Here is a 17,290-nt window from a genome sequence, read left to right as displayed (position 1 = left end):
ACGACAGGAGACAAGGAATGACTGATTCGCGAATCCAACGCCGGGGTGTATTGCTCGGCGCGGCGGCTGCAGGCCTGGGCCTGGCCAGCAGCAACAGCTGGGCCCAAAGCACCTGGCCCAGCAAGCCCGTGACGGTGGTGGTGCCGTTCCCCGCCGGTGGCGGCACCGATGCGTTTGCCCGGCCGCTGGCTGCGCAGTTTTCCAAAAGCACGGGCAAGACGCTGGTGATCGACAACCGGGGGGGCGCCGGGGGCACGCTGGGTGCCAGCATTGCGTCCAAGGCGGCGCCCGATGGCTACACGCTGTTCATGGGCGCCGTGCACCACGCGATTGCCCCTGCGATGTACCCCAAGCTCGACTACGACATTGAGAAAGACTTCATTCCCCTGGCGCTGCTGGCCAACGTGCCCCAGGTGCTGGTGGTCAATCCCAAGACGCCGTCCACCAACTTCAAGCAGTTTCTGGACTACATCAAGCGCAACCCTGCCAAGCTCAACTACGGTTCGGCCGGAGCAGGCACCTCGCACCATCTGGCGGGTGAGCTGTTCAAGCAGCAGACGGGCACCTTCATCACCCACATCCCCTACCGGGGCGCGGGCCCCGCGCTGCAGGATCTCATTGGCGGCAACGTGGACATGATGTTCGACGGCCTGGGCTCGTCAGCCAATCACATCAAGAGCGGCCGTATCAAGGCGCTGATGGTGTCCGGCGCCAAGCGCAACCCCGCATTCCCTGACGTGCCCTGCGCCTCCGAAGTGGGCCTGCCCGACTACACCGTGACCACCTGGTACGGCCTGTGGGCGCCCAAAGGCACACCGGCCGACGTGCAGGCCCGCATCGTGGACGAGATCAAGCGCCTGGGCACCGCCGATGAACTCAAGGCCGTCTGGGCCAGCAACGGCGCGGACTACGGCGGCATGACGCAGCAGCAGTTTGGCGCGTTTGTGAGCAGTGAGGTCAAGCGCTGGGCGGCGGTGGTGAAGGCGTCTGGCGCAAAGCTGGACTAACCCCCAAGGAGAACGCCATCCGTGGCCTGCCAAAGCCAGTTCCACGGTGGCGCTGGCGATGGCATGGCGGGGTGAGAAGGTCGCGGGCGGTATATGAAGGAAATGGATACCAGGATGTCTGGTGAAGTGTTGATGAATGCGGGTGAGAGCGGGGTGGTGCATGTCACCCTGCGCCACACCGGGCGGCTGAACGCCATGTCGCGGCCCATGTGGCGGCAGTTGCGTGCGGTGTTTGAAGATGTGCAGCGCTCTGCCGATGCGCGCTGTGTGCTCATCGCGGGCGAGGGCGGGGCGTTCTGTGCGGGCGGAGACATTTCGGAGTACCCCGGCTTCCGTTTTGACGCGGCCGCGCTGCGCGACTTTCATGAAAACGACGTGTGGGGTGGGCTCAATGCCATGCTGCAGTGCGACGTGCCCATCGTGGCCCAGATCAGCGGCGCCTGCATGGGTGCCGGCGTGGAGATTGCCAGCTGCTGCGACATCCGGGTGGCGGGCAATGGCGCGCGTTTTGGCGCACCGATTGCCAAGCTGGGCTTTCCGATGGCCCCGCGCGAGGCGCAGCTGGTGGCAGGTGCAGTGGGCGACGTGACCGCACGCCAGATGCTGCTGGAGGCCGCCACCTTCAGCGCCCCCGACATGCTGGCACGCGGCTTTCTGAGCCGGGTGGTGGCCGACGACATGGTGGCCACCGAAGCCCTGGGCAGTGCCCAGCGCATTGCCGCGCTGGCGCCCCAGGCCGCCCGCATGAACAAACAGACGTTTCGGGCGCTGAAAGCGCCTGTAGCGCTACAAAATCATGCCTTGTCTGCTATTGAAAACATAGTAAATGGCCCTGCCGACCCCTATGCCTACGCCGCCAGCGCCGAGCACCGCGAAGGGATCTCTGCCTTTCTGGACAAGCGCGCGGCGGTGTTCTGACCGGCGCCTCCGTCCCCGCTTTCTCCCATTCAGTCAGTCCCAACCTCTCAACCCAGCCACCCAGCCCACTGAAGTCTGAGCCATGAGCCAACACAACCTCTTCAGCGCCCTGCGCGCCGCGTTCCCGTCCGACCTGGACAGCACTGCCGTTGAGACCACGGCGGCAGACGGCACCCCGCTGTTCTACACCTGGCGCGATCTGGACCGCGCCAGCGCCCGCATCGCCAACCTGCTTGCATCGCTCAAGCTGCCCGAAGGCAGCCGCGTGGCCGTGCAGGTCGAAAAGTCGGTCGAAGCCATGGCGCTGTACCTGGCCACGCTGCGTGCGGGCTACGTCTTTTTGCCGCTCAACACCGCCTACCAAAGCGCCGAGATCGAATACTTCATCGGCAACGCCGAGCCGGCCGTGGTGGTGTGCTCGCCCGGCAACTTTGGCTGGGTCAGCAAGATTGCCTTCACCCTGGGCACGCAGCATGTCTTCACCCTGGGTGACGACCGTACCGGCAGCCTGCTGGAGCGTGCAGCGCACCACGGCGACGAGCACCAGGCCGTGTCCCGCAGCGCCGACGACCTGGCCGCCATCCTGTACACCAGCGGCACCACCGGCCGCAGCAAGGGCGCCATGCTCACGCACGGCAACATGCTCAGCAATGCCGTCATGCTCAAGGACTACTGGGGCTGGAAGAAGGGCGACGTGCTCATCCACGCGTTGCCCATCTTCCACGTGCATGGCCTGTTCGTGGCCATCCATGGCGCGCTCATCAACGGCAGCAAGATGATCTGGATGGCCAAGTTTGACCCCAAGGCCGTCATCGCCGCTATGCCCCGCGCCACAGTGTTCATGGGCGTGCCCACGCTCTACGTGCGCATGCTGGCCGAGGCGGGTTTGAACAAACAGGCTGTGAAGAACATGCGCCTGTTCATCGCAGGCTCCGCTCCGCTGCTCATCGAGACCTTCAAGGAATGGCAGCAACGCACCGGCCACACCATCCTGGAGCGCTACGGCATGAGCGAAACCATCATGCTCACCAGCAACCCCTACAGCGCCGACCAGCGCTACAAGGGCCAGGATGAACGCCGGGGCGGCACCGTGGGCTTCCCCCTGCCGGGTGTGAGCCTGCGCGTGCAGGGCGATGATGGCAAAGACCTGCCCGTGGGCGAGATCGGCGGCATCCAGGTCAAGGGCCCCAACGTGTTCAAGGGCTACTGGCGCATGCCCGAAAAGACCGCCGAAGAGTTCACGAAGGATGGCTACTTCAAGACCGGCGACGTGGGCAAGGTGGACGAGCGCGGCTACGTGCACATTGTGGGCCGCAGCAAAGACCTGATCATCAGCGGCGGCTACAACGTCTACCCTGCAGAGATCGAGGGCTACATCAACGACATGCCCGGCGTGGCCGAAAGCGCCCTGGTCGGCGTGCCACACCCTGACTTTGGCGAAGTGGGCGTGGCCGTGGTCATTGCCAAGCCCGGTGCCAGCCTGGACGCCGATGCCATCGTGGCCCAGCTCAAGTCGCAGTTGGCCAACTTCAAGATCCCCAAGAAGTGCTTCGTGGTGTCCGAGCTGCCGCGCAACACCATGGGCAAGGTGCAAAAGAACCTGCTGCGGGATCAGTACAAAGGGTTGTTCGCCTGAGGCAGGCCCGCGAGTGGAGGCCTTCGCACTGGCAAAAATAGTGTTGTGAACAGGCCTCTAGCCCGCTGCAGAGGCCTGGGGGTTGCAGAAAATGCAGGGCGTAGCGGCTGGCGCCGCGGCGCCCTCGGCATGGTTGCAGCAGTGCTCCAGCCACCCCGCCACCAGCCGGTACACCGACAGGTTGGTGCGTGCCGTGGGCGCGCACAGGTAGTAGCCCAGCGGGCTGTCAAAGCGGTCTTTCAGGGGCTCTACCAGAGTGCCTGCCTGCAGTTCGTCTTCCACCAGGCAAGTGGGCACGATGCCAACGCCAAAGCCTGAAACCGCTGCGCGGATGATGAGTGAATACAGGTTGAAGCCCGGCCCGAAGCGGCTGGCGCTGGTGTCCAGGCCGTGGGCTTCCATCCAGTCCTGCCAGGCCAGAGGCACCTCAATGTGCTGCAGCAGCGTGGCGCGCATCAAATCTTGCGGGGTGTTCAGGGGCAGGGCGGCCTGCAGTTGCGGGCTGCACACGATGCTGGTTTCCTTGCCAATCAGGTAGCGCGCATTGGCGCTGGGCCAGTTGCCGTAGCCGTACTGGATGGCAGCATCGAACTCGTGCGGTGTCGCAAAGTCGTGCGCGTGCTGGTAACGCACAAAGTTCAGTGACACCTGCGGCAGCGTGCGCTTGAAGTGGCCCAGGCGCGGAAACAGCCACTGCGCCGCAAACGTGGGCGGCACCGACAGGTTGAGCGAGCCACCATCGCCCCCGTACGACATGAGCTGTGCCGTGGCAGATTCCAGCGCGGCCATGGCCGGGCGGGTGGCGTTGAGGTAGGTGGCCCCCGCCTCGGTCAGCTCCAGCCCGGTGGCTTTGCGGATGAACAGCTTCTGGCCCAGGTAGTCCTCCAGCGCCGCGATGTGGCGGCTGATGGCGCTTTGCGTCACGCACAGCTCGCGCGCGGCCATGGTGAAGGCCTGGTGCTTGGCGGCGGAGTGAAAGGCGTTCAGCTCAGAGATGGTGGGGCACAGGCGGCGCATAGATGTAGCCTAGGGGGTATGAGTAGGGCTCATGGGATGGTGAGATTTTAGGCGTTGCGGATAAGGGCAATTGGCCCGATAAATGCGTTCTGTGACAGCAACGTGTCAAGCGCCACACTCTGTAGATGCTGCAATGCACCAGATGGATGCTTGATGGTCTTCATGGCCCCCTGAAAAAGCAGGCTATGAGTAATTTTGAAGCCATCGCGCCCACTTTGACGAATCTCATGACCTCTTTGTTGATTGAAAACAGCCGTGTGCTGGATGTCCACGCGCTCACGCTGCGCACCGGCCTGTCCGTTCTGGTGCAGGACGGCCGCATTGCAGCGGTAGGCACCGACCTGCCGGTGCCGGAAGGGACCACCACGCTCGACGCCAAGGGCATGACCCTGATGCCCGGCCTGATCGACTGCCACGTGCATGTGGTGGCGTCTTCGTTCAACCTGGGTGCCGTGGCCAAGATGCCCAATGTGTTCACCATGATGCGCTCGCTGCCCATCATGAAGGGCATGCTGGAGCGGGGCTTTACCACCGTGCGTGATGCGGGCGGCGCCGACTGGTCGCTGGCCGAGGCGGTGCGCACGGGGCTGGTGCAGGGGCCGCGCATCTTCCCTGCGGGCAAGGCGCTGTCGCAAACCGGCGGGCATGCGGATTTCCGCCAGCGCAACGATGACCTGGATGTGTGTTCGTGCGCCTACAAGCTCGGCAACATCGGCCGCGTGGTCGATGGCGTGGACGCTTGCCGCCTGGCGGTGCGTGAAGAAATTCTGAAGGGCGCCACGCAGATCAAGGTGATGGCTTCGGGCGGCGTGGCTTCGCCCAACGACCCGATTGGCAACCTGGGCTATTCCGAAGCCGAGCTGCACGCCATTGTGGAAGAGGCATCCAATGCCAACACCTATGTCATGGCCCACGCCTACACGCCCCGCGCCATCGCCCGCGCCGTGCGCTGCGGCGTGCGCACCATCGAGCACGGCAATCTGGTGGATGCGCCCACGGCAGAGTTCATGGCCGAGATGGGCGCTTTCATGGTGCCCACGCTCATTACCTACGAGGGCCTGGCCAACGAGGGCGAGCGTTATGGCCTGCCTGCGGTGTCGATTGCCAAGATCGATTCGGTGCGGGGTCAGGGCAAGCAGGCCATCGAGATCCTGGCCAAGGCGGGCGTGAAGATGGGCCTGGGCAGCGACTTGCTGGCCGAGACACATTACCTGCAGTCGGACGAGTTGCGTCTGCGCGCGGAGATTCTGGGCAACGGCCCGGTGCTGCAGCAGGCCACGCTGATTGGCGCGGAGATTCTGGGCCAGCAAGGCCAGCTGGGCGAAGTCACGGCCGGTGCCATTGCCGACATCTTGCTGGTCGATGGCAACCCGCTGACCGACATCACCTGCCTGCTGAACCAAGGCGAGCGCATTCGCGCCATCGCCAAGGACGGCGTGTGGGTCAAGAACACCCTTTGAGTCCCTTTCATCCCCTCACCCCCATCCCACCCCCCTACCGGAGATCACCATGCAACGTAGAAATTTCGTCAAGCTCGGCGGCGCCGCTGCGGCTCTGCAGTTCCTTCCCTCCATCGGTTTCAGCCAGCAGGGTGAGGTGTTCCGCATTGGCTCGCTCACGCCCATCACCGGCGCAGGCAGCCCCTACGGCCCGGGCATGCAGCAGGCCATTCGCCTGGCAGTGGATGAGGTCAATGCCGCGGGCGGTGCCGGTGGACGCAAGCTCGAACTCTTCACCGAGGACGACCAGACCAAGCCCGACGCGGCAGTGCTGGCCGCCAAGAAGCTGATCGAGGTGAACAAGGTGCAGGCGGTGCTGGGCACCTGGGCCTCGGGCGTGACGCTGGCGGTGATGCCGCTGACCGACGCGGCAGGCATCATCCAGATGAACGTGTCGGGCGCGCCCGCCATTTCCACGCTGGACACCAAGGACCTGGTGTGGCGCTTTCAGGCCACCAACGACCGCTTTGGCGCGGCCTTTGCCGAGATCTGCACCAAGCGCGGCTTCAAGCGCCCGGCCACCATGGCGTTCAACAACGCATCCGGCCTGGGCAACGTGGAAGGCTTCACCAAGGCCTGGGAGAAACGCGGCGGCAAGGTGGCGGCCCATGTCACCTACGAACCCAGCCGCCCCAGCTACCGCAGCGAGCTGCAGAAGATTCTGGCCGCCAAGCCGGACGTGGTCGTGATGGGCTCGTACCTGCCCGACACCACCATCATCCTGCGCGAGTGGTTCCAGGCCGGCGCCGACACCAAGTGGATCATCCCCGGCTGGGCGGCCAACCCCGACCTGGTGAAGGCCCTGGGCGCAGAGGTGTGCGAGGGCATCATTTCGGTGGACACGGTGTCCAACGAAAAGAGCGCTTCCTATGCCCAGTTTGACGCGGCCTTCACCAAGGCCACGGGCAAGGCGGCCTCCACCAACATCTACGCCGCCATGGCGTATGACATGGTGATCTCGCTGGCGCTGGCCATGGAGGCTGCTGGTCCCAAGGCCACGGTAGAGCAGATCAACGCCAAGATGCGCGATGTCTCCAACGCCCCCGGCACGGCCGTGTTCACCTTTGCCGAAGGCAAGGCGCAACTGGCCAAAAAGGCCAAGGTGAACTACGAAGGCGCATCGAGCAAGCTGGACTTTGACAAGGCGGGTGATGTGACGCCGGACTTTGGCGTGTTCATCATCGAAAAGGGCCAGCTGGTGCGGCGCGACGTGGTGTCCATCACGATGTGATGGACCGCGCCCGGTGCGCCTGCCAGGTGCAGGTCCCGGGCATTTTTTTGCGGCGCACAGCGCAGATGTGCATGGGATGACGGAATGACGCAATGACCTGGATCGACTTTGTAAACCTGCTGATCAACGGATTGATCGAAGGCCTGGTGGTGGCACTGCCTGCCCTGGCCATGACCCTGGTGATGGGCGTCAACCGCTTTCCCAACGCAGCCACGGGCGACATGCTCACCACCGGCGCCTACGCTGCCGTGGCGGTGCAGCTGTTGGGGGGCTGGCCGCTGTGGGCGGCGGCGCTCATCAGCATGGTGGTCACGGCCGTGGTGTCGGCGGGCTCGTACACGCTGATCTTTCGCAAGCTGGCCGGGCGGCCCATGGTGTCGTCCATGCTCGCGGCCATTGGCCTCGGGTTTTTGCTGCGCAGCCTGATCGGTTTTTTTGCCGGGCATGACCAGCGCACGTTTGACCTGCCCCTGGTGCGCGCCTGGAACTTTGGCGGCATTCGCGTGTTGCCCACCGACCTGGCCATTGCGGCGGTGGCCGCCGTTTGCCTGCTGGTGGTGTTTGTGCTGATCTACCGCACCAGCTTTGGCCGCCAGCTGCGTGCCGTGGCCGACAGTGCGGACCTGGCGCGGGCCAGCGGCATCCGCGCCAATGGGTTGATGCTGAGTTTGTGGCTGCTGGTGGGCGCGTTGTCATCACTGGGTGGCGTGCTGCTGGGCATGAAGGCCGTGGTCAGCCCCGAGATGGGGTGGGAGAGCCTGATCCCCGCGTTTGCCGCCATGGTGCTGGGCGGCATCGGTAGCCCAGTGGGCGCGGTGCTGGGTGCGCTGCTGCTGTGCGTGGCGCAAGAGCTGGCGGTGCCACTGATGGGGCCGTCGTACAAGCTGGTGCTGTCGTTTGTGGTGTTGGCCCTGGTGCTGCTGGTGCGCCCGGCGGGCATTATGGGCCGCGTGCAACTGGTGCGGTAAGGAGTTCGACCGATGATTGCTTACCTGTGTGCCATTGGCATCGTTGCGCTGATCTACTGCCTGCTGGCGCTGGGCCTGAACCTGCAGTTCGGCCTGACCCGGCTGGTCAACTTTGGCGTCGTGGCGTTCTTTGCCGTGGGCGCCTACACCTCGGGCCTGCTGGCGCTGCAAGGCGTGCCGCTGGTGCTGTGTTTTGTGGCGGCGGCTGTGCTCTCGGGCTTGCTGGCGCTGCCCATTGGGCTGCTGTCGCTGCGCCTGCGGGATGACTACCTGGCCATCGTGACGCTGGGCTTTTCGGAGGCGGTTCGCATCTCCATCCAGCAAGAAAGCTGGCTGACCAAGGGCGTGCAGGGCTTGCCCGGCTTGCCCAAGCTGTTTGCGTCCTGGGGCAGCGGTGTGTCGGACATGGCGATTTTTGCCACGCTGCTGGCGGTGGTTGCACTGGTGGCCTGGGGCACGGTGCGCCTGGCGGCCAGCCCGTTTGGGCGGCTGCTCAAGGCCATTGGCGATGATGAGCCCGCGTTGTCGGCCCTGGGCAAGGACCCTGCCTGGTTCAAGGTGCAGGTGTTCATGCTGGGGGCGGCGCTGGCTGGTGTGGCGGGGGCGTTCTATGCGCACTTCATCACCTTCATCACGCCAGAGCAGTTCATCCCGCTCATCACGTTCTATGTGTGGATGGGGCTGGTGATGGGCGGCTCGGGCACGGTGCGCGGCGCGGTGTTTGGCTCGCTGCTGCTCATGGTGTTTCTGGAGGGCTCGCGCTTTGCCAAGGACTGGGTGCCGGGCGTGTCAGAAGTTGGCATGGCCAGCCTGCGCCTGGCTGCGGTGGGCCTGGCGCTGATCCTGGTCACCCTGTACAAGCCCAACGGCCTGTTTGGAGGCAAAACCCAATGACCGCAACAACGATGCTGAAGGTGGAGGCCGTCACGCGGCAATTCGGGGGCTTCAAGGCGGTGGACGGTGTGTCGCTGCAATTGGGTGCGGGCGAGATTTTGGGCATTGCAGGCACCAACGGTGCGGGCAAAAGCACACTGTTTGCGGCCATTGCCGGGCAGCAGCCAGCGGATGCGGGGCAGATCCAGTTTGAAGGGCAGGACATTACCCGTATGCCCCCCTACCGCCGCGCGCGGCTGGGGCTGGTGCGCACCTTTCAGATTCCGCGCGAGTTCAAGAGCCTCACGGTGCACGAGAACCTGATGGCGGCTGCCGCCAACCCGCAAGGGGAGCGGCTGGTGAATGCCTTCTTCCAGACGCGCAGCCTGCGCGAGCATGAGGCGCAGCTGTCTGCCAAGGCGGACCGCATCCTGCAGTTTTTGAACCTGGCGCGGGTGCGCGATGTGACGGCGGGGGGGTTGTCGGGCGGGCAGAAGAAGCTGGTGGAGTTGGGCCGGGTGCTGATGCTGGACCCGCGCTGCATCTTGCTGGACGAGCCGTTTGCCGGCGTGAACCCGGTGCTGATCGAAGAGATCTGTGACCGCGTGCGCGAGCTGAACGGGCAGGGCATTGCGTTCATCGTGATCGAGCACCACCTGCAGGCGCTCAAGTCGCTGTCCAATCGCATGATCGTGATGGACCGGGGCTCCATCCTGGCCGAGGGCGACCCGCACACGGTGCTGGAGGACCCGCGTGTGCAGGAAGCCTACATGGGAGGGGTGGTATGAGCGGCGCAAACAACTTGCTGCAGATCGCGCAATTGCGCGGCGGGTATTCCGAGGTGGACATCATCCACGGCATTGACCTGGCCGTGGCGCCGGGCGAGATCGTGACCATTGCAGGCACCAACGGTGCGGGCAAATCCACGCTGGTGAAGGCGCTGCTGGGCCTGTTGCCGCGCGTGGCGGGCACCATCCACCTGGGTGGGCGCGACATCACGGCCTTGTCGGCCGAAGACCGCTTTGACGCAGGGCTGGCCTACGTGCCGCAGGTGGCCAATGTGTTCCCGTCGCTCACCGTGCGCGAGAACCTGTTGGTGGTGCGCGGCGTGGCAAACATCAAGCGCCGCATGGACGAGGTGCTGGCCGACTTCCCGGCGCTGGTGGAACGATTGCCTCAGCCCGCCAGCAACCTCTCGGGCGGCGAGCGCCAGCAGCTCGCCTTTGCGCGGGCACTCATGCCGTCGCCCCGCATCATGGTGCTGGACGAACCGACGGCAGCGCTGGCGCCCTCGCTGGTGGGCAAGGTGTTTGACATGGTGCAAAAGCTGCCCGCCGCAGGCGTGGCGGTGCTGATGGTGGAGCAGCGCGCGCGCCAGGCGCTGCAGATCAGCCAGCAGGGCTACATCCTGGACCAGGGGCGCTGCGTGCTGCAAGGCCCGGCGCAGGGGCTGCTGGCCGATGAGCGCATGGCGCAGCTTTACCTGGGCAACCACTGAGCCACAGGGCACCCAGCCCTCAATGAAGAACACCGAGGAGGCTGCACGCCTGCTCGGTGTTTTGCTATATATTCAATAGCTGCTAGCGCATGTTGTACTAGCGCTAGCGGCTGTTTTGATGCTTAGCGAAGCACCAGCACAGGGATGTGCGAATGCGTCAGCACATGCTGCGTTTCGCTGCCCAGCAGCAGGCGCTTGAGGCCCTTGCGGCCGTGCGATGCCATCACGATCAGGTCGCACTTGTGCTTTTTGGCGGCAGCGATCACGGCCTCGGCCACCAGGTCGGACTTGGCGACCACGGCCTTCACGGTCACGCCCTGTGCGCCACCCTGGGCTTTCACGCCATCGACCATGGCCTGTGCAGCATCGCCCCACTGGGCTTCGATGCGTTTGACGTCGTTCATGTCCACCGGCATGCCGCCTTCAAAGTAGCTGCGGGGGTAGCGGGGTACCACCTTGAGGGCGACCACGGTGGCGCCGGTCAGTGCGGCCAGGGACAGGCCATGTTCCACCGCTTTGTCCGACAGAGGGGATCCGTCTGTAGCGATCAGGATGCGTTTGTACATAAAAGGGCTCCTCAAAGTGATGGAACAAGCTTAGGATGAATCATGTTCCGGGGCTTGATCCAGGTCAATGTAGTTGTCATGCCCCACAGATAGGCTTGAACCATGTCCATGTTTCAACCCGGTGCGCCGGCTTCTTCTGCGGTGCATCCTTCTGACAGCGTGGCAGATTCGTTGCCGCCGCAGCGGGTAGAGCTGCTGGATGACCCCCAGGAATGGCTGGCGTTCGGCCGACCCTGCACCCCTGCCGGCAGCCCTTTGCCCAGCGGTGCAGCCGATAACGTCGCCGCTGACGCCGCAGCCACCGCATGGGACTCCCATGTGGTGCTGGAGGGCATGCACTGCGCGGCCTGTGCCCTCACGATCGAAGACGCCCTGCGGGCCGTGCCCGGCGTGTTGCAAGCCGATGTGAGCGCCGCTACGCGTCGGGCCCGCGTGGTGTGGCAGCCTGGCCGGGTATTGCCGTCGCAGTGGATGGAGGCCGTGCGCCACGCGGGTTACCGTGCCATGCCCGCCATGGATGCGTTTGCGCGCGACCAGCGCCTGCGCGAGAGCCGCCGTGCGCTGTGGCGCTGGCTGGTGGCGGGCTTTTGCATGATGCAGGTGATGATGTATGCGTGGCCCGCCTACGTGGCACAGCCGGGCGACCTGTCGGGCGAGATGGAGCAGCTGTTGCGCTGGGCCTCCTGGGTCATCACGCTGCCCATGGTGGTGTTTTCCTGCGGTCCATTTTTTACCAGCGCGCTGCGAGACATTCGCCTGCGCCGCGTCAGCATGGACCTGCCCGTGGCGTTGGGCATGGCCATCACGTTCGTGGTCAGCACCGCTGGCACTTTTGACCCTGCAGGCATTTTTGGCAAGGAGGTGTACTACGACTCCTTGACCATGTTCGTGTTCTTCCTGCTCACCGGCCGCTGGCTGGAGCTGCGCCTGCGGGATCGCACGGCGGGTGCGCTGGAGGCCGTGATGAACCGCTTGCCCGACAGTGTGGAGCGGCGCGCGGCGGATGGCAGCTTCACCCGCGTGGCCACGCGGCGCATTGTGGTGGGGGACACCATCCGTGTGCTGCCCGGCGAGGCGTTTCCCGCCGACGGCCGCATCACGGCAGGCAGCACCCACGCCGATGAGGCTCTTCTGACGGGCGAATCCACACCCGTTGCACGCCCTGTCGGCAGCACCGTGACGGCGGGCAGCTACAACCTGCAGGCGCCGGTCGAGGTGCTGGTGGAAGGCACGGGTGGGCAAACCCGCTTTGCGCAGATCGTGGCACTGATGGAGAGCGCATCGCTGCAAAAGCCACGGCTGGCGCAGCTGGCGGACCGCATCGCGCGGCCTTTCCTGGTCGCCGTGTTGCTGTCGGCGGCGCTGGCGGCTGCCTATTGGTGGCCGTCGGACCCCGGGCATGCGCTGATGGTGGCGGTGGCAGTGCTTATCGTCACCTGCCCGTGCGCGTTGTCGCTGGCCACCCCGGTGGCCATGCTCACGGCGGCAGGCACGCTGGCGCGCCACGGCGTGCTGGTGCGCAATCTGCAGGGGCTGGAGGCGCTGGCCCAGGTGGACACCATGGTGTTTGACAAGACCGGTACGCTGACCCGCGACGGCATGGCGCTGCAAGCGGTGCATCCTGCGGGCGGTTGCAGCGCAGAAGAGGCGCTGGACTTGGCCGCAGCGCTCGCGCGCCAGTCCATGCACCCGGCTTCGCGAGCCTTGGCTGCGGCGGCTTCTGCACAGCAGCTGCCGTTGGGGCGTTGGCAGGTGACGGGTCTGCAAGAGGATGCAGGGCAGGGGCTGACTGCTACCGTGGAGGACACCACCGGGGCAGCAATTGCTCGCACGATCCGCCTGGGCTCTGCCCGCCATGCGGGCGTTGCCAACGATACCGGCGGTGCTGCGCTGCAGGTCGTGCTCTCTGAGCAATCGGCAGATGGAGTCTTGCGCGAACTGGCCCGCTTTGATCTGGTGGAAGACCTGCGGGCCGAGGCTTCGGCCGTGGTGCACGCCTTGCAGCAGGACGGTGTGGCCGTGCAATTGCTGTCGGGTGACCGCCGGGGTGCAGTGCAGCGGGTGGCCGCGCAGGCGGGCATTGCCCAGGCCCAGGGCGAGTGCACTCCGCAGGGCAAGCTGGCCGCGCTGCAGGGACTGCAGTCGCAAGGACACCACGTGGCCATGGTGGGCGATGGCCTCAATGACGGCCCGGTGCTTGCGGGGGCCCATGTCTCTTTTGCCTTCGGCCGCGCAGTGCCACTGGCGCAGTCCCGGGCGGACTTTGTGGTGCTGGGCGACAGCCTGGTGCTGGTGCCGCAAACGGTGCTGCTGGCACGCCGCACCCTGCGCGTGGTGCGCCAGAACCTGTGGTGGGCTGCGGCCTACAACGCGCTGTGTGTGCCGCTGGCGGTGCTGGGCTGGATGCCCGCCTGGCTGGCCGGGCTGGGCATGGCGCTGAGTTCGCTGCTGGTGGTGCTCAACGCAGCGCGCCTGGCGCGCGACCTGCCTTCCTTGCCTGGCTCGCACAGTGCGCCATTGCCAACGGTGGCGTTGCCTGCACGCCCTGACCCCATGGCTGGCAGCGCGCCGCAGCCGCCCCTTGATCTTTCCAAGACCCCGCTGGAGCTTGTCTGATGGACATCCTTTATTTGCTGATTCCTCTGTCCGTGATGCTGGTGCTCCTGATTCTGGGAGGCCTGTGGTGGGCCGTGTACCACGGCCAGTTCGAGAGCGTCGAACAAGAGGGGGAGCGCATTCTCCGAGACGGTTGACTTGTGTCAATGCCCGATAGCCGCGACTGCAACAAACTCTTACTGCAATACAAAGAGGTGCCCGATGGATTTTCCAAAAACAAATGCTGCGCACTACAACGATACGGTAGTGCGGCAGTTCTCTATCCTGGCCGTGGTGGTGGGGGTGGTCGGCATGCTGGTGGGCGTCATCATCGCCGCCCAGTTGGCCTGGCCAGAACTCAACTTTGGCATTCCGTGGCTGAGTTATGGCCGCTTGCGACCTTTGCACACCAATGCGGTGATCTTTGGTTTTGGCGGCAGCGCGCTGTTTGCTACCAGCTACTACGTGGTGCAGCGCACCTGCCAGGTCCGGCTTTTTGCCGGTCCACTGGCCGCATTCACCTTCTGGGGCTGGGTGCTGGTCATTGCGGCAGCGGTCGTCAGCCTGCCCATGGGTTACACCCAAGGCAAGGAATACGCTGAACTTGAATGGCCCATTGACATCCTGATCACGCTGGTCTGGGTGTCCTATGCCATCGTGTTCTTCGGAACCATTGGCACCCGCAAGGTCAAGCACATCTATGTGGCCAACTGGTTCTTTGGTGCCTTCATCCTGGCCGTGGCTCTGCTGCACCTGGTGAACAGCGCAGCCATCCCTGCGGGCATGATGAAGAGCTACTCGGCCTATGCCGGTGTGCAGGACGCCATGGTGCAATGGTGGTACGGCCACAATGCAGTGGGCTTCTTCCTGACCGCTGGCTTCCTGGGCATGATGTACTACTTCATCCCCAAGCAGGCGGGCCGTCCGGTGTACAGCTACCGCCTGTCGATCGTCCACTTCTGGGCGCTGATCTTCACCTACATGTGGGCCGGCCCACACCACCTGCACTACACCGCGCTGCCCGACTGGACGCAATCGGTGGGCATGGTGTTCTCGCTCATCCTGCTGGCCCCCAGCTGGGGCGGCATGATCAACGGCATCATGACCCTGTCGGGTGCATGGCACAAGCTGCGTGACGATCCCATCCTGCGCTTCCTGATTGTGTCGCTGTCGTTCTATGGCATGTCCACGTTCGAAGGCCCGATGATGTCCATCAAGACCGTCAATGCCCTGAGCCACTACACCGACTGGACCATTGGCCACGTGCACTCCGGCGCCCTGGGCTGGGTGGGTCTGATCTCGATGGGTTCGCTGTACTACCTGGTGCCACGCCTGTTCGGCAAGGACAAGATGCACTCTGTCAAAGCGATCGAGCTGCACTTCTGGATGGCCACCATCGGCATCGTGCTGTACATCGCAGCGATGTGGATTGCCGGCGTGATGCAGGGCCTGATGTGGCGCGCGGTCAACCCCGACGGCACCCTGACCTACACATTCGTGGAAAGCGTGAAGGCCACCTATCCCTTCTATGTGATCCGTGTGGCGGGTGGCTTGCTGTACCTGGGCGGCATGCTGGTCATGGCCTGGAACGTGTGGCTGACTGCCATCTCGGGCCGTTCGGTCAAGGTGGCCATTCCTGCTGTGAACGCGGCCCACGCTTGAGTCCGAAGGAGATCATTCATGTCCAACAACAACACATCTGCTTCGACCGGTTTCTCCCATGAAAAGGTGGAGACCAACAACTTTCTGATGATCGTGCTCATCCTGATCGTGATCGCCATTGGTGGTCTGGTCGAGATCGTGCCCCTGTTCTTCCAGAAGTCCACGACCGAGGCGGTCAAGGGCGTGGAGCCCTACAACGCCCTGCAGCTGGCGGGCCGCGACATCTACATCCGCGAGGGTTGCTACAACTGCCATTCGCAGATGATCCGCCCCTTCCGCGCCGAGACGCTGCGCTACGGCCACTACTCGGTGGCGGGCGAGTTTGTGTATGACCATCCCTTCCAGTGGGGCAGCAAGCGCACGGGGCCTGACCTGCACCGCGTGGGTGGCAAGTACAGCGACGAATGGCATCGCATCCACCTGAACAACCCCCGCGATGTGGTGCCCGAGTCCAACATGCCCGCATACCCCTGGCTTGAAAAGAACCAGGTGGACCCCGCAGTGATGGCTCCCCGCATGAAGGCCCTGCGCACCGTAGGCGTGCCTTACACCGACGAGCAGATCACTGCTGCGGCGGGCGAGGTCAAGGGCAAGACGGAGCAGGACGCGCTCATCGCCTACCTGCAAGTCATGGGCCGTGCGCTCAAGTAAGCAAAGGAGATATCCCATGGACATCACCACCATGCGCATCGTCGCCACCCTGGCATCGATGGCCTGCTTCATTGGCATCTGGGTCTGGGCCTACCGAGGCCGCAACAAGGCCCGGTTCGACGAGGCAGCCCAGCTGCCTTTCGAGACAGATTGACCTTCACCAGAACGAGAACACCCCATGAGTGACTTCACCAGCAATTTCTGGTCGGTCTTTGTGACCACGCTGACCCTGGTCGGCATCATTGCCTGCGGCATCCTGCTTTGGATGGCAGGCCGCAAGAAGGTGGTTGCCACCTCCGACAACACCACCGGCCACGTCTGGGACGAGGACCTGGTCGAAATGAACAACCCCCTGCCGCGCTGGTGGGTGTGGCTGTTCGTCATCACCATCGTATTTGGCCTGGGCTACCTGGCTGCCTACCCAGGTCTGGGCAGCTTTACCGGCAAGCTCAACTGGACGCAAAAGGGGGAGTACGAAGCCGAAATGGCCAAGGCCAAGACGGAGCTGGAGCCCCTGTATGCCCGCTTTGTATCCATGAAGCCCGAAGACGTGGCCAAGGACCCGCAGGCCCATGCCATTGGCGAGCGCTTGTTCATGAACAACTGTGCGCAGTGCCACGGCTCGGATGCACGCGGCAGCAAGGGCTTCCCGAACCTGACGGACAACGACTGGCTGCATGGCGGCACACCCGAAAAGATCCGCGAGACGCTGGAGAAGGGCCGCATCGGCAACATGCCTCCCATGGCAGCGGCCGTGGGCACCCCAGAAGACGTGCGCAACCTGTCGCATTACGTGTTGAGCCTGTCGGGTAGCCCGCACGACTCGCTGCGTGCATCGCTGGGCAAGTCCAAATTTGCGGCTTGCGCGGCCTGCCACGGCATGGATGGCAAGGGCAACCAGGCACTGGGTGCACCCAATCTGACCGACGATATCTGGCTGCATGGCTGGGGCGAGGCTGCCATCACGGCCATGATCAATAACGGAAAGGTCAACCAGATGCCTGCACAGGCCGAGAAGTTGACCGAGGCGCAGATCGGCGTACTCTCTGCCTATGTGTGGGGCCTGTCGAACAAGCAGGTGGCTGCACGTTGATATGTCCACCGGGCGGTGCTTGAGGCACTGCCCGGGTTTTCTTTTCAGAGTAAGCCTGTACTCCGTTCATAAAGCG

17 protein-coding genes are annotated in these 17,290 nt (G+C 64.3%); 15 read left to right on the top strand and 2 right to left on the bottom strand.

Features of this window, described 5'->3' with window-relative positions:
• The first annotated feature begins 17 nt into the window (after nt 1–17).
• The 3 genes from N4G42_RS16085 to N4G42_RS16075 all read left to right on the top strand — a co-directional run bounded on the left by N4G42_RS16085 (nt 18) and on the right by N4G42_RS16075 (nt 3,561).
• The gene (locus N4G42_RS16085) at nt 18–1,007 is read left to right on the top strand and encodes a Bug family tripartite tricarboxylate transporter substrate binding protein (RefSeq protein ID WP_260667882.1); all 990 of its coding nucleotides are present in this window, start codon (nt 18–20) and stop codon (nt 1,005–1,007) included.
• 114 nt (nt 1,008–1,121) lie between these two features.
• Nucleotides 1,122–1,925: an enoyl-CoA hydratase/isomerase family protein gene (locus N4G42_RS16080; RefSeq protein ID WP_260667881.1), complete on the top strand. Its 804-nt coding sequence runs from the start codon at nt 1,122–1,124 to the stop codon at nt 1,923–1,925.
• An 82-nt stretch (nt 1,926–2,007) separates the two neighbouring features.
• Nucleotides 2,008–3,561, top strand: a complete 1,554-nt coding sequence (locus N4G42_RS16075) for a malonate--CoA ligase (RefSeq protein ID WP_260667880.1) — start codon at nt 2,008–2,010, stop codon at nt 3,559–3,561.
• Nucleotides 3,562–3,618: 57 nt separating this feature from the next.
• On the opposite strand, the gene N4G42_RS16070 is transcribed toward N4G42_RS16075, so the two are convergent.
• Nucleotides 3,619–4,578: a LysR substrate-binding domain-containing protein gene (locus tag N4G42_RS16070; RefSeq protein WP_056064417.1), complete on the bottom strand. Its 960-nt coding sequence runs from the start codon at nt 4,576–4,578 to the stop codon at nt 3,619–3,621.
• Between the two features lie 227 nt (nt 4,579–4,805).
• On the opposite strand from N4G42_RS16070, the gene N4G42_RS16065 reads away from it, so the two are divergent.
• The 6 genes from N4G42_RS16065 (at nt 4,806) to N4G42_RS16035 (ending at nt 10,647) form a co-directional block, all read left to right on the top strand.
• On the top strand, nt 4,806–6,038 hold the full coding sequence (locus N4G42_RS16065) for a metal-dependent hydrolase family protein (RefSeq protein WP_099730658.1): 1,233 nt from the start codon (nt 4,806–4,808) through the stop codon (nt 6,036–6,038).
• Nucleotides 6,039–6,087: 49 nt separating this feature from the next.
• Nucleotides 6,088–7,308, top strand: a complete 1,221-nt coding sequence (locus tag N4G42_RS16060; RefSeq protein ID WP_260667879.1) for an ABC transporter substrate-binding protein — start codon at nt 6,088–6,090, stop codon at nt 7,306–7,308.
• Nucleotides 7,309–7,400: 92 nt separating this feature from the next.
• Nucleotides 7,401–8,276, top strand: a complete 876-nt coding sequence (locus tag N4G42_RS16055; RefSeq protein ID WP_057223312.1) for a branched-chain amino acid ABC transporter permease — start codon at nt 7,401–7,403, stop codon at nt 8,274–8,276.
• Nucleotides 8,277–8,288: 12 nt separating this feature from the next.
• Nucleotides 8,289–9,170, top strand: a complete 882-nt coding sequence (locus tag N4G42_RS16050) for a branched-chain amino acid ABC transporter permease (RefSeq protein ID WP_260667878.1) — start codon at nt 8,289–8,291, stop codon at nt 9,168–9,170.
• Nucleotides 9,167–9,937 carry an ABC transporter ATP-binding protein gene (locus N4G42_RS25585; protein ID WP_313771917.1) on the top strand — a complete coding sequence of 257 codons (771 nt, stop codon included), beginning with the start codon at nt 9,167–9,169 and terminating at the stop codon, nt 9,935–9,937. Before N4G42_RS16050 ends, N4G42_RS25585 begins: the two co-directional genes overlap by 4 nt.
• The gene (locus N4G42_RS16035) at nt 9,934–10,647 is read left to right on the top strand and encodes an ABC transporter ATP-binding protein (RefSeq protein ID WP_099730654.1); all 714 of its coding nucleotides are present in this window, start codon (nt 9,934–9,936) and stop codon (nt 10,645–10,647) included. The genes N4G42_RS25585 and N4G42_RS16035 overlap by 4 nt, the downstream gene beginning before the upstream one ends.
• A 122-nt stretch (nt 10,648–10,769) precedes the next feature.
• Here the strand turns inward: N4G42_RS16035 and N4G42_RS16030 are convergent, their stop codons facing one another.
• Nucleotides 10,770–11,213 (bottom strand): universal stress protein, encoded by a 444-nt coding sequence (locus N4G42_RS16030; RefSeq protein ID WP_056747152.1) that lies wholly within the window; start codon nt 11,211–11,213, stop codon nt 10,770–10,772.
• Between the two features lie 108 nt (nt 11,214–11,321).
• On the opposite strand from N4G42_RS16030, the gene N4G42_RS16025 reads away from it, so the two are divergent.
• The 6 genes from N4G42_RS16025 to ccoP all read left to right on the top strand — a co-directional run bounded on the left by N4G42_RS16025 (nt 11,322) and on the right by ccoP (nt 17,214).
• Nucleotides 11,322–13,829, top strand: a complete 2,508-nt coding sequence (locus N4G42_RS16025; protein WP_260667933.1) for a cation-translocating P-type ATPase — start codon at nt 11,322–11,324, stop codon at nt 13,827–13,829.
• Nucleotides 13,829–13,966, top strand: a complete 138-nt coding sequence (ccoS, locus tag N4G42_RS16020; RefSeq protein WP_010460651.1) for a cbb3-type cytochrome oxidase assembly protein CcoS — start codon at nt 13,829–13,831, stop codon at nt 13,964–13,966. The genes N4G42_RS16025 and ccoS overlap by 1 nt, the downstream gene beginning before the upstream one ends.
• 64 nt (nt 13,967–14,030) lie before the next feature.
• Nucleotides 14,031–15,470 carry a cytochrome-c oxidase, cbb3-type subunit I gene (gene ccoN, locus N4G42_RS16015; protein WP_056747153.1) on the top strand — a complete coding sequence of 480 codons (1,440 nt, stop codon included), beginning with the start codon at nt 14,031–14,033 and terminating at the stop codon, nt 15,468–15,470.
• Nucleotides 15,471–15,488: 18 nt separating this feature from the next.
• Entirely contained in the window at nt 15,489–16,121 is a 633-nt protein-coding gene (gene ccoO / locus N4G42_RS16010; protein ID WP_056747154.1) for a cytochrome-c oxidase, cbb3-type subunit II, read from the top strand.
• A gap of 16 nt (nt 16,122–16,137) precedes the next feature.
• Entirely contained in the window at nt 16,138–16,275 is a 138-nt protein-coding gene (locus N4G42_RS16005; protein ID WP_015014811.1) for a CcoQ/FixQ family Cbb3-type cytochrome c oxidase assembly chaperone, read from the top strand.
• 24 nt (nt 16,276–16,299) lie between these two features.
• Entirely contained in the window at nt 16,300–17,214 is a 915-nt protein-coding gene (gene ccoP / locus N4G42_RS16000) for a cytochrome-c oxidase, cbb3-type subunit III (protein ID WP_056064389.1), read from the top strand.
• The last annotated feature ends 76 nt before the right edge of the window (nt 17,215–17,290 follow it).

The sequence above is a fragment of the Acidovorax sp. K2F genome (genome assembly GCF_025246485.1).
Lineage (GTDB): Bacteria > Pseudomonadota > Gammaproteobacteria > Burkholderiales > Burkholderiaceae_C > Acidovorax > Acidovorax delafieldii.
The sequence above is the reverse complement of the archived record's forward strand: the minus strand, read 5'-3'. Positions and strand labels throughout refer to the sequence as shown.

What these genes read in the sequence shown, in the direction of transcription:
- N4G42_RS16085 (WP_260667882.1), top strand. Translation starts at nt 18, where the DNA reads ATGACTGATTCGCGAATCCAACGCCGGGGTGTATTGCTCGGCGCGGCG.
- N4G42_RS16030 (WP_056747152.1), bottom strand. Translation starts at nt 11,213, where the DNA reads ATGTACAAACGCATCCTGATCGCTACAGACGGATCCCCTCTGTCGGAC.
- N4G42_RS16070 (WP_056064417.1), bottom strand. Translation starts at nt 4,578, where the DNA reads ATGCGCCGCCTGTGCCCCACCATCTCTGAGCTGAACGCCTTTCACTCC.
- ccoO (WP_056747154.1), top strand. Translation starts at nt 15,489, where the DNA reads ATGTCCAACAACAACACATCTGCTTCGACCGGTTTCTCCCATGAAAAG.
- N4G42_RS16005 (WP_015014811.1), top strand. Translation starts at nt 16,138, where the DNA reads ATGGACATCACCACCATGCGCATCGTCGCCACCCTGGCATCGATGGCC.
- N4G42_RS16080 (WP_260667881.1), top strand. Translation starts at nt 1,122, where the DNA reads ATGTCTGGTGAAGTGTTGATGAATGCGGGTGAGAGCGGGGTGGTGCAT.
- N4G42_RS16065 (WP_099730658.1), top strand. Translation starts at nt 4,806, where the DNA reads ATGACCTCTTTGTTGATTGAAAACAGCCGTGTGCTGGATGTCCACGCG.
- ccoS (WP_010460651.1), top strand. Translation starts at nt 13,829, where the DNA reads ATGGACATCCTTTATTTGCTGATTCCTCTGTCCGTGATGCTGGTGCTC.
- ccoP (WP_056064389.1), top strand. Translation starts at nt 16,300, where the DNA reads ATGAGTGACTTCACCAGCAATTTCTGGTCGGTCTTTGTGACCACGCTG.
- N4G42_RS16035 (WP_099730654.1), top strand. Translation starts at nt 9,934, where the DNA reads ATGAGCGGCGCAAACAACTTGCTGCAGATCGCGCAATTGCGCGGCGGG.
- N4G42_RS16055 (WP_057223312.1), top strand. Translation starts at nt 7,401, where the DNA reads ATGACCTGGATCGACTTTGTAAACCTGCTGATCAACGGATTGATCGAA.
- ccoN (WP_056747153.1), top strand. Translation starts at nt 14,031, where the DNA reads ATGGATTTTCCAAAAACAAATGCTGCGCACTACAACGATACGGTAGTG.
- N4G42_RS16060 (WP_260667879.1), top strand. Translation starts at nt 6,088, where the DNA reads ATGCAACGTAGAAATTTCGTCAAGCTCGGCGGCGCCGCTGCGGCTCTG.
- N4G42_RS16050 (WP_260667878.1), top strand. Translation starts at nt 8,289, where the DNA reads ATGATTGCTTACCTGTGTGCCATTGGCATCGTTGCGCTGATCTACTGC.
- N4G42_RS16075 (WP_260667880.1), top strand. Translation starts at nt 2,008, where the DNA reads ATGAGCCAACACAACCTCTTCAGCGCCCTGCGCGCCGCGTTCCCGTCC.
- N4G42_RS25585 (WP_313771917.1), top strand. Translation starts at nt 9,167, where the DNA reads ATGACCGCAACAACGATGCTGAAGGTGGAGGCCGTCACGCGGCAATTC.
- N4G42_RS16025 (WP_260667933.1), top strand. Translation starts at nt 11,322, where the DNA reads ATGTTTCAACCCGGTGCGCCGGCTTCTTCTGCGGTGCATCCTTCTGAC.